This is a genomic window from Agrobacterium tumefaciens, from assembly GCF_009649785.1.
In the GTDB taxonomy this organism is placed as follows: Bacteria; Pseudomonadota; Alphaproteobacteria; order Rhizobiales; family Rhizobiaceae; genus Agrobacterium; species Agrobacterium tumefaciens.
In genome coordinates this window covers 45,091-55,358 of the sequence record NZ_WJOK01000032.1, presented here as the reverse complement: position 1 = coordinate 55,358, position 10,268 = coordinate 45,091, and the positions used below count along the sequence as shown (strand labels likewise).

The following is a 10,268-nucleotide window of genomic DNA, read 5'->3' as shown; positions in this document are numbered from 1 at the left end:
CTGGTAACGTCCGCCGGCGGTAATTTAACCGATAGCTGATGACTTTTGCCGCTGGTCTTGCTAAGTCCGCGACACTCTTTTGCAACAGATTAAAGTCCTTATCCCATGCCCGATCTTCTGCTTGAACTTCGCTCCGAGGAAATCCCCGCACGCATGCAGCGTAAGGCGGCGGGCGATCTGAAGAAACTCGTCACTGACGCCTTGGTGGAGAGAGGGCTGACCTATGAGGGTGCGCGCGAATATTGGACGCCGCGCCGCCTGACGCTGGATATTCGGGGCCTCAACGCCCGCTCCGCCGATGTGCGTGAGGAAAAGAAGGGTCCGCGCACCGATGCCAACGAAAAGGCGATTGAGGGCTTTCTGCGCGGCGCTGGCCTTAATGATGTCTCCGAGGCTCAGGTCGTTTCCGATCCGAAGAAAGGCGATTTCTACATCGCCATCATCAACAAGCCCGGCCGCCCGGCGGAAGAGATTATCGCCGAGGTGATGCCCGGCATCATCCGCTCCTTCCCCTGGCCGAAATCCATGCGCTCCGGCCCGGCCTCCATGCCGAAGGGTTCCAGCTATGCCGGCATCGAAGGCAAGGGCTCGGAGAGCCTGCGCTGGGTGCGCCCGCTGCAATCCATCGTCTGCCTGTTCGGCCCCGAACATGACGAAACCCAGGTCATTCCCTTTGTCATCGACGGCATCGTCGCTGGCAACGTCACCTATGGCCACCGTTTCCATGCGCCGGGTCCGATCACCGTGCGCCGTTTCGAGGATTATGTCTCCAGCCTTGAAAAGGCGAAGGTCATTCTCGATGCCGACCGCCGCAAGGATATCATCCTGCACGATGCCAAGGATCTGGCATTTGCCAACGGCCTTGAGCTGGTGGAAGACGAAGGCCTGCTGGAAGAAGTCTCCGGCCTTGTTGAATGGCCGCAGGTGCTGATGGGCACTTTCGAGGAGGATTACCTGCAAATCCCGGCGGAAATCATCCGGCTGACCATCAAGACCAACCAGAAGTGTTTCGTCACCCGCAATCAGGGTGCGGAAGAGGGTCTTTCCAACCGCTTCATCCTGATCTCGAACATCGAGGCAAGCGACGGCGGCAAGGAAATCATCCATGGCAACGGCAAGGTCGTCCGCGCCCGCCTGTCGGATGCCCGCCATTTCTGGAACCGTGACCAGGGCGATCTGCCCGATCTGGAGACGCTCAAGGATTCGGCTGCGAAATTTGGCCTCGATCTCAAGAAGCCGCTCGACCAGCGCATGGCCAAGCTCGATGCGCTGAACGTTACCTTCCATGCCAAGCTCGGCACTCAAGGGCAGCGTGTGGCCCGCATTCGCGAACTGGCCAAGGCTCTGGCCCCCGTCGTCGGTGCCGATGCTGCTCTGGTGGACCGCGCCGTGGTGCTGGCGAAAGCCGACCTGCGCACCGAAGCTGTCGGCGAATTCCCCGAGCTTCAGGGCCTGATGGGCCGAAAATACGCAACCTTGCAGGGCGAAAACGAAAGTGTCGCCGCGGCGATCGAGGATCACTACAAGCCGCAGGGTCCCTCCGACCGCCTGCCCGCCGACAAGGTGGCGATCACGGTTGCTCTCGCCGACAAACTCGACACGCTCGTCGGCTTCTGGGCCATCGATGAAAAGCCTACCGGTTCGAAGGACCCCTTCGCGCTTCGCCGTGCGGCGCTGGGCGTGGTTCGCATTCTGCTTGAAAAGAACGTGCGCCTGTCGCTCTTGAGCGTCGCGAAGGATACTGACCTCCTCTCCTTCTTCCACGACCGCCTGAAAGTCTATCTGCGCGACCTCGGCGCCCGTTACGATCTGATCGACGCCGTCCTGACGCCGGAATCCGACGACCTGCTGATGATCGCCCGCCGTGTCGAGGCGCTGACCGCCTTCATCACCGGCGAAGATGGCCGGAACCTGCTGGCCGGTGCAAAGCGCGCCACCCAGCTTCTGGCCGCAGAGGAAAAGAAGGGCACCGTGGTTGCGAACAGCGTTTCAGAAGAACTGCTGAAGCTCGACGCCGAAAAGGCGCTTTACGCGGCGATCAAGACCGCTTCCGCCGATGCCGCAAAGGCCGTCGAGACGGAAGATTTCCGCTCCGCCATGCAGGCGCTCTCGACGCTTCGCGCGCCCGTCGACAAGTTTTTCGAGGATGTTCTCGTCAACGATGAGGACGCGGCCATCCGCGCAAACCGTCTGGCGCTGTTGAAGGCCATTCGTGAAGCCACCGGAACGGTTGCGGATTTCTCGAAGATTACCGGCTGAGACAGGCTTGCCAATGGTAATGTTTATGTTACCATTGGCCCATGAAGGTCGTTGAATATCTGGACCCGAACGGATCGAGCCCATTTGGGCGATGGTTCGTAAAGATCGAGGCGCTTGCCGCGTCGAAGGTAACGATTGCCGTGACCCGGATGGGGCAGGGCAATCTCTCCAACGTAAAATCCGTTGGCTCCGGTGTTCTCGAATACCGGATCGATTATGGTCCCGGATATCGTGTCTATTTCGGTCGTGACGGCGATGAGCTGGTGATCCTGCTGATTGGCGGAACCAAGGCCCGGCAGCAGAACGACATCGAAGCGGCCAAGGCCTTCTGGCAGGATTATAAATCCAGAAAGGGCGCCCGAAAGGGTGCCGGGACGGGTGAGTGACATGGCGCTAACGCGGGAATTCAAACAGACAGTCAAGGCGAGGGCGGAAAAAGACCCAGCCTTCCGGGCGGCTCTCTTGTCGGATGCTGTGGAACTGTTGCTGGAGGGAGATGTCGAAACCGGCAAGTCGGTATTGCGAGATTTCATCAACGCCACGATCGGTTTCGAGACTTTATCCAAACACGTGGATGTGCCTGCGAAAAGCCTGATGCGCATGTTCGGCCCGAAGGGAAATCCCCGGGCCGATAATCTGTTTAGTGTCATTCAAGCGCTTCAGAAGAACTCGGGTATACATCTCGCTGTCGCAGCGGCCTGATGATCACCAAAATCCTAATCAGCGCCTGCCTTCTCGGCCACCCGGTCAGATATGACGGCAAGGGCAAACCTCTCGTACACCCGGCGATAGACCGCTGGCGGGATGAAGGCAGGCTGGTGGCGATCTGTCCGGAAATGGCGGGCGGCATGTCCGTGCCGCGCCCGCCGGCGGAAATTGAGAATAGCGCTTCCGGTCTCGATGTGCTGGAAGGCCGCGCCCGGGTGCTGGAAGTAACCGGCGGCGATGTCACGGCGGAATTTATTGCCGGTGCGGAAAAGGCGTTGGCCCTTGCTAAAGCCAATGGCTGCACGCACGCGCTGTTGATCGACGGCAGCCCGTCCTGCGGATCGGTCGCGATCTATGACGGCTCGTTCTCCGGCATCAAACATGCGGGCAATGGCGTGACGGCGGCACTGCTTGAAAGAGCGGGAATTACGGTCTTTTCGCCTGCCGATATCGACCGGCTGGATACTCTGACACGTTGAAACAAAAAACGCCGGAGTTTCCTCCGGCGTTTTCGTTTATCCATCACCTCAGCGTCTATCACCCCGCCATGCGCATCTGCTCTGCCATGCCGTGGAATTGGTTGCCGGAGGAGACGCGGAAGCCGCGGATGAGGTTCAGCAGCTCTTCGGTATCGACGGCCAGCGCTTCCGCCGAAGCCGTAGTCTCTTCCGCCATCGCCGCATTGTGCTGGGTGGCGACGTCGAGCTGGTTGAGCGATGTGGAGATAGAGCGCAGCGTCGTGTCCTGTTCGGCCGCCGAATGGGCGATCTTGCCGACGATCTCGTTGGCGGATTTGATCTGGTCCGAGATGCGTTTCAGCGCGTCACCGGCTTCGCCGACAAGACGCACGCCGTTTTCCACCTGGTTGGAAGAGCGGGCGATCTGGTCCTTGATCTCCTTGGCGGCGGCGGCAGATTTCTGCGCCAGTTCGCGCACTTCCTGTGCCACCACGGCAAAGCCCTTGCCCGCTTCCCCGGCACGCGCCGCTTCCACGCCCGCATTCAGTGCCAGAAGATTGGTCTGGAAAGCGATATCGTCGATCACGCCGATGATGTTCGAAATCTGATCGGAAGATTGTTCGATGCCGCTCATCGCCGCAATCGCTTCTTCCACCACCCGGTCGCTGCGCATCGCTTCGGAACTGACTGTCGTGACGCGCTTGGCGGCGTCGGCTGCACCTTCAGCCGTCTGGCGTACCGCAACCGTCAACTCGTCGAGCGCGGCAGAGGTTTCCTCTAGATTTGCCGCCTGTCGTTCGGTGCGCTGCGAAAGCTCGTTGGAGGCCTTGCGGATTTCTTCCTTCGAGCCGCCGATATCGATGCTCTTGGAATTCACCTTGGCCATGGCGGCGTCGAGATGGGTCAATGCCTCGTTGAAATTGTCGCGCAGCGCGGCGTAACGGTTGCCGAGATCGGCGCAACGCACGGTCAGATCACCGCCGGCGAGTTTTTCCAGCGCCTCGCCAATGGTGGTGACGACACGCGCCTGCAATGCGGCCTCGTCGCGCTGCATGTCGAGGTTGTTCTGGCGCTCGGCGTTGAGCTGCTGCTGCTGTTCTTCCTCCCGGCGCTGCATGGCGTGGCGCTCCCGCACCTTGTCCTGAAGCGAGGCCGTGGCCTTCGCCATCATGCCCACCTCGTTGGTCAGCCCGGTATGGGGTATGGTGAGCGAGACGTTCTCATTGGCGACTTCACCCAGCGCCCTGTGAATGTCGCCGAGCGGCTTCGAGATCCCCCGGATAACGTAGAAGGCGGCGGCAAGTGCCAGCACGAAGATGGCGGCACCGATGGACAGCGCCCTCATCACCTCGCCACGAACCTGGGCATTCAGATCATCGATGTAAACGCCGGTCACGACCACCACCTGCCAGGGCTCAAAAGCAAGGGCGTAGGAGCTTTTGGCGTAGTCATTGCCTTCCATGCCGGGCTTCGGACCGTAGAAATCCGTCTGGCCGCCGCCGTTGCGGCCAAGCCGTACGAGCTCGTCACGATACTGGAAGCCCTTGCTGTCCGGCTTGCCCTTGTAGTTCTCGCCGACACGCTTCGCGTCGGGATGGAATTTCATCGTCACGTCGTAGTCGTAACCGAACAGATAGCCATCCGGAGTGAATCGCATGGCGCTGACGGTGGCGAAGGCCTGCCTCATGGCGTCTTCGCGTGAAAGCGCCCCGGCCTTTTCCTTGTCGTGGAAGGATTGCAGGATGGAAATGGCGGATTGCACCTGTGTCCGCAGCATGCCGTAGCGTTCTTCATAGATCGCGTCGGTGGCAGATTTCAGCTGGTAAAACGTTGCTGCTGCGAAGGCGGCCATAAGGGCCACCACGAGCACGATCAGCTGACGGGAAATGGAAAGATTCTTCATGGGCGCTCACAAGCTTTTGCGTCGCGAGCCGGAAAAAGCCGCGCGCTGCCGAAGTTTCGAAAATGGGAAGGCGCCTGATGCGCTGTGATCAGCCTGAAAGCGAAAGTCCGCTCCAAGTCCTCATGTCGTGCTGCATCGCACTATGAGGTCACTTAGCGGCAAAAAATTTGAATAAATATTTAATTAGCAAAAGCTTTATGAGCGTGCTTGGCAGAATAATGGATGCATAATTTATTATTCACCGGATGGTTGCCGTGCACTTCGAAAAATGCAGCGATGACGCGATTATTTGACTTTTGTCATCAAAGACGCCGCCGACACTGTCGGTCAATTGCCGCGCAATTTGAAATCCTGGAAATCGGGTGTCGCTATTACTGATGCGCTTGACGGTGCCGTGGCATTGGCCGCCGAAATTGTCTTCGTCGCTGCCGTGGTCGCGGTCATGTCTATGCCTGCTGGCGTGGCTGCCGTTTCCTCGGCGGGAGTGCCAGCTTCACCCTCATCATACGTGGCAATTGCGGTGCCAGGGGTTTCCTGCGGCATCCAAGCGGGATTGGTGCTGACGAAGGTGACGGGCGCGCCGCCAAGCCAGGCCTCGGTGCGCACCAGCGTGCGCTTACCCTCGATTTCACGCATTTCCGTGTGCTGCGTGCCCGGCTCGATGGAGGGGATGGCAAAGCCCTCGGGGGCAGGGTTGTCCTTCACGGGCTGGCAGCGGGCGCAGTCGAGGCGAACGAAGCTGCCATTGCTGGTGTGGGTGCCGTTTACATATTCGATGGAAGACGCCATCGCAGACCCGCCGGTCAGCGCGACAACCGCTGTCAAAAGAAGACGACGCATCGAAAAACCCCCGAAATGACGGCGCAGCCTCACGATCGAGACAGAATGCGCCTTTCAATGTTCGGCAGATATTATCGGTCTTTCGTTTCCATCAGGTCAGCAAACTTGGTAAAAATTGAGCGAAATCTGCGCCCCGGCCGCTGTATGCCTTGAATGGTCAGACTTTTTCGCGCGCCACGGCCTGCCAGCCGATATCGCGACGGCAGAAGCCGTTTTCCCATTCCACCTTGGCCGCCAGCGCATAGGCGCGGGCCTGCGCTTCCGTCACGTTCTTGCCAAAGGCGGTGACATTCAGCACGCGTCCGCCCGTCGCCACCAGTCTGCCGTCCTTCAGCGCCGTCCCGGCATGGAACACCTTTGCCTCTTCGCTGGCATCGGGAATATGGGCGATGGGCGTGTTCTTGTCGTAGGCACCGGGGTAACCCTTGGAAGCTAGAACAACCGTCAGCGCCGCATCGTCGCGCCATTCCGCTTTTACCTTGTCCAGCGTGCCGGTAGCAGTGGCGTAGAGGATCGGCAGCAGGTCGCTCTTGAGGCGCATCATCAGCACCTGACATTCCGGATCGCCGAAACGCACATTGTATTCGATCAGCTCGGGGCCTTTGGCGGTGATCATCAGACCGGCGAAAAATACGCCGGAGAAGGGATTGCCGTCTTTCGCCATGCCAGAAATCGTCGGTTCGATGATTTCTTTCATGGTGCGCTCCACCATGGCTGGTGTCATCACCGGGGCGGGGGAATAGGCGCCCATGCCGCCGGTGTTGGGGCCGGTGTCGCCATCACCCACGCGCTTGTGGTCCTGGGCTGTTGCCAACGCCAGCGCGGTTTTGCCATCGGAAAGGCAGAAGAAACTGGCTTCCTCACCGTCGAGGAAAGCTTCCACCACAACCTCGGCGCCGGCAGCGCCAAAAGCGCCGTCGAAACAGTCGTCGATGGCGGCAAGCGCTTCCGCCTCGCTCATGGCAACCGTTACGCCCTTGCCGGCGGCAAGCCCGTCGGCCTTGATGACGATGGGTGCGCCCTGTTCACGGACATATTGCTTTGCGGGTTCGGCGGTCTTGAAACGCTGATAAGCCCCGGTTGGAATATCGTAACGGGCGCATAGATCCTTCGTGAACCCCTTGGAACCCTCAAGCTGAGCGGCTGCTTTCGAAGGCCCGAAGGTGGCAATACCAGCCGCACGCAGATCATCTGCCAGACCGGCAACCAGCGGCGCTTCCGGTCCGACGACGACGAAGTCAATCGCCTTTTCCCTGGCAAAGGCGATAACGGCGGCGTGGTCTTCCACGTCAAGCGAAACGAGTGTCGCATGGTCGGCGATGCCGGGATTGCCGGGAGCGGCATAAAGTTCATCGAGCAGGGGAGACTGGGCGATTTTCCACGCCAGCGCATGTTCGCGTCCGCCGGAACCGATCAACAGAACTTTCATGGTCAACACCCCTGCAAATTCGCCTGTAACCTTGTTTGAGGGGCGTTAAGGGCAGGGGGGCGAAAGGTCAAGGAGAAAGCGCCTCAAATGCCCGTCTTTCCCTCGAACTCAGCCTTTCCTGTGGAATCGTTGCCGCCTCTTGTTGTCACGCCACAATCAGACATTATGTTCGCCGCTCCAGATGTGACATCAGAGAACCCCATGACCGCAGATAATGCCCGCCTCGCCACGCTCATCGCCTCCGAAATCAACGCCCGCGCCGATCAGGTGAAGGCGGCAGTGGCGTTGCTGGACGAGGGAGCGACCGTGCCCTTCATCGCCCGTTACCGCAAGGAAGCGACGGGAGGGCTGGATGATACCCAGCTTCGAACGCTTGCCGAACGCCTCGTCTATCTGCGTGAACTCAATGCGCGCCGCGCCTCCATTGTGGATACCATCAACAGTCAGGGCAAGATGACGGACGCCCTGATGGTCAAGATCATGCAGGCGGGCACCAAGGCGGAGCTGGAAGACCTTTATCTGCCCTACAAGCCGAAGCGCCGCACCCGCGCCGAAATCGCCCGCGAGCGCGGTCTCGGTCCGCTGGCCGAAGCGATCTGGGCAAACCGCGCAGCCGATCCGGCAAAGCTTGGCGAAGCCTATGTGCAGGGCGAGGTGGCGGATGTGAAGGCAGCGCTTGAAGGCGCGCGCGACATCGTGGCGGAAACCATGACGGAAAACGCCGATCTTCTTGGACGCCTGCGCGACTATATGCGCCAGAACGCCATTTTCCGCGCCAAGGTGGTCGATGGCAAGCAGGCGGCAGGCGAAAAATTCTCCGATTATTTCGATCATTTCGAGCGCTGGGCGACGGTGCCGGGACACCGCGCGCTGGCCATGCTGCGCGGCTGGAACGAGGAGATTCTGACGCTGACCATCGATGTCGATGCGGATGATCCCTCTCCGGTCAAACCCGCGCAGCGTACCGTCGCGGCCGCCTTCGATATCCGCAATGCCGGCCCCGCCGATCAATGGTTGAAGGAAGTGGCAGGCTGGACCTGGCGGGTGAAGCTCTCCATGTCGCTTTCGCTCGATCTCATGCGCGAATTGCGCGAACGTGCGGAAGAAGAGGCGATCAATGTTTTCGCCCGCAATCTCAAGGATTTGCTGCTGGCCGCACCGGCGGGCTCACGCGCCACCATGGGGCTCGATCCGGGCATCCGCACCGGCGTCAAGGTGGCCGTGGTGGATGGCACCGGCAAGCTGCTCGACACCACGACGGTCTATCCCTTCCAGCCGAGGAACGACGTGCGCGGCGCGCAGGCGGAACTCGCCATGCTCATCCGCAAGCACAATGTCGAGCTGATCGCCATCGGCAACGGCACGGGCAGCCGTGAGACGGAAAAGCTGGTCGCCGATCTGCTGACACAGATGCCGGCTTCGGCTTCCGGCGCAAAGCCCACCAAGGTCATCGTTTCGGAGGCGGGCGCATCTGTCTATTCCGCGTCGGAACGGGCGGCGGCGGAATTCCCCAATCTCGACGTGTCCCTGCGTGGCGCGGTGTCCATCGCCCGCCGCCTTCAGGACCCGCTGGCCGAACTGGTGAAGATCGAGCCGAAATCCATAGGCGTCGGGCAGTATCAGCACGATGTCGATCAGGGCCGTCTCAGCCGTTCACTCGACGCGGTCGTGGAAGATGCGGTGAATGCCGTCGGTGTCGATCTCAATACCGCCTCCTCGCCGCTTCTGGCGCGGGTTTCCGGCCTCGGTGCTTCGATTGCCGATGCCATCGTCGCACACCGCGACCAGACCGGCCCCTTTGCCAGCCGCAAGGAGCTGTTGAAGGTGCCGCGCCTTGGCCAGCGCACCTTCGAGCAATGCGCCGGCTTTCTGCGTATTCCCAACGGCAAGGAACCGCTGGATTCGTCCTCCGTGCACCCCGAAGCCTATGGCGTTGCGAAAAAGATCGTTGCCGCCTGCGGTCGCGACCTGCGCACGCTGATGGGTGACAGCGCCACGCTGAAGGGGCTGGATCCGAAGCGCTTCATCGACGAGCAATTCGGCCTGCCCACCGTCAAGGACATCATCGCCGAACTGGAAAAGCCCGGCCGAGACCCGCGCCCAAGCTTCAAGACGGCGACCTTTGCTGACGGCGTGGACGAGATCACCGATCTGAAACCGGGCATGTTGCTGGAAGGTACCGTCACCAATGTCGCCGCCTTCGGCGCTTTCGTGGATATCGGTGTGCATCAGGACGGGCTCGTGCATGTCTCGCAGCTGGCCGACCGTTTCGTGAAAGACCCGCATGAGGTCGTGAAAGCGGGTGATGTCGTCAAGGTCCGTGTCGTGGAAGTGGATGTGAAGCGCAAGCGTATTGCCCTCACCATGCGCAAGGACGGCGGCGAGGCGGCACCCCAGCCAATGCGCGAAAAGGGCAATGCGGGCGCCATGCGCCACGCGAATTCCAAACCGCAGGGACACAACGAAGGGTCGCAATCCGGTGGTGCTCTTGCTGCGGCTCTGGCCGAAGCGATGAAGCGACGCTGACCTCCGGTTGAAATGATTTCTATGGAAAAGCCCTGCCAGAAACACCGGTGGGGCTTTTTGCTTGATGAAATCGTTCAATTTTTTTGAAATAAGACTATCTTGAAACTTGTGCTGAAAGGAATACGGTCAGAAAAATTGATAAGTG

8 protein-coding genes are annotated in these 10,268 nt (G+C 60.2%); 5 read left to right on the top strand and 3 right to left on the bottom strand.

Going from position 1 to position 10,268, the window contains the following annotated elements:
- The first annotated feature begins 105 nt into the window (after window positions 1–105).
- The 4 genes from glyS to GH784_RS24510 are packed head-to-tail and all read left to right on the top strand — an operon-like array spanning window position 106 to window position 3,446.
- Entirely contained in the window at window positions 106–2,259 is a 2,154-nt protein-coding gene (gene glyS / locus GH784_RS24525; protein ID WP_065703859.1) for a glycine--tRNA ligase subunit beta, read from the top strand.
- 41 nt (window positions 2,260–2,300) lie between these two features.
- Complete coding sequence (locus tag GH784_RS24520; protein ID WP_025592539.1) at window positions 2,301–2,645, top strand: type II toxin-antitoxin system RelE/ParE family toxin; 345 nt, start codon at window positions 2,301–2,303, stop codon at window positions 2,643–2,645.
- Between the two features lies 1 nt (window position 2,646).
- Window positions 2,647–2,961 (top strand): helix-turn-helix domain-containing transcriptional regulator, encoded by a 315-nt coding sequence (locus GH784_RS24515; RefSeq protein WP_003515190.1) that lies wholly within the window; start codon window positions 2,647–2,649, stop codon window positions 2,959–2,961.
- Window positions 2,961–3,446, top strand: coding sequence for a 2-thiouracil desulfurase family protein (locus GH784_RS24510; protein WP_065703861.1), 486 nt, complete (start codon window positions 2,961–2,963; stop codon window positions 3,444–3,446). Before GH784_RS24515 ends, GH784_RS24510 begins: the two co-directional genes overlap by 1 nt.
- Before the next feature lie 58 nt (window positions 3,447–3,504).
- On the opposite strand, the gene GH784_RS24505 is transcribed toward GH784_RS24510, so the two are convergent.
- The 3 genes from GH784_RS24505 to purD all read right to left on the bottom strand — a co-directional run bounded on the left by GH784_RS24505 (window position 3,505) and on the right by purD (window position 7,597).
- Entirely contained in the window at window positions 3,505–5,328 is a 1,824-nt protein-coding gene (locus GH784_RS24505) for a methyl-accepting chemotaxis protein (protein ID WP_065703862.1), read from the bottom strand.
- A gap of 327 nt (window positions 5,329–5,655) precedes the next feature.
- Window positions 5,656–6,168 carry a plant virulence effector HPE1-like domain-containing protein gene (locus GH784_RS24500; RefSeq protein WP_153793922.1) on the bottom strand — a complete coding sequence of 171 codons (513 nt, stop codon included), beginning with the start codon at window positions 6,166–6,168 and terminating at the stop codon, window positions 5,656–5,658.
- A 157-nt stretch (window positions 6,169–6,325) separates the two neighbouring features.
- On the bottom strand, window positions 6,326–7,597 hold the full coding sequence (gene purD, locus GH784_RS24495; protein WP_065661341.1) for a phosphoribosylamine--glycine ligase: 1,272 nt from the start codon (window positions 7,595–7,597) through the stop codon (window positions 6,326–6,328).
- A 201-nt stretch (window positions 7,598–7,798) separates the two neighbouring features.
- Between purD and GH784_RS24490 the strand changes: the two genes are divergently transcribed.
- A complete protein-coding gene (locus GH784_RS24490) occupies window positions 7,799–10,123 on the top strand; it encodes a Tex family protein (protein WP_153793921.1) in 2,325 nt (774 codons plus the stop codon).
- Window positions 10,124–10,268: the final 145 nt, after the last annotated feature.

What these genes read in the sequence shown, in the direction of transcription:
- GH784_RS24490 (WP_153793921.1), top strand. Translation starts at nt 7,799, where the DNA reads ATGACCGCAGATAATGCCCGCCTCGCCACGCTCATCGCCTCCGAAATC.
- GH784_RS24520 (WP_025592539.1), top strand. Translation starts at nt 2,301, where the DNA reads ATGAAGGTCGTTGAATATCTGGACCCGAACGGATCGAGCCCATTTGGG.
- GH784_RS24505 (WP_065703862.1), bottom strand. Translation starts at nt 5,328, where the DNA reads ATGAAGAATCTTTCCATTTCCCGTCAGCTGATCGTGCTCGTGGTGGCC.
- GH784_RS24515 (WP_003515190.1), top strand. Translation starts at nt 2,647, where the DNA reads ATGGCGCTAACGCGGGAATTCAAACAGACAGTCAAGGCGAGGGCGGAA.
- purD (WP_065661341.1), bottom strand. Translation starts at nt 7,597, where the DNA reads ATGAAAGTTCTGTTGATCGGTTCCGGCGGACGCGAACATGCGCTGGCG.
- GH784_RS24500 (WP_153793922.1), bottom strand. Translation starts at nt 6,168, where the DNA reads ATGCGTCGTCTTCTTTTGACAGCGGTTGTCGCGCTGACCGGCGGGTCT.
- GH784_RS24510 (WP_065703861.1), top strand. Translation starts at nt 2,961, where the DNA reads ATGATCACCAAAATCCTAATCAGCGCCTGCCTTCTCGGCCACCCGGTC.
- glyS (WP_065703859.1), top strand. Translation starts at nt 106, where the DNA reads ATGCCCGATCTTCTGCTTGAACTTCGCTCCGAGGAAATCCCCGCACGC.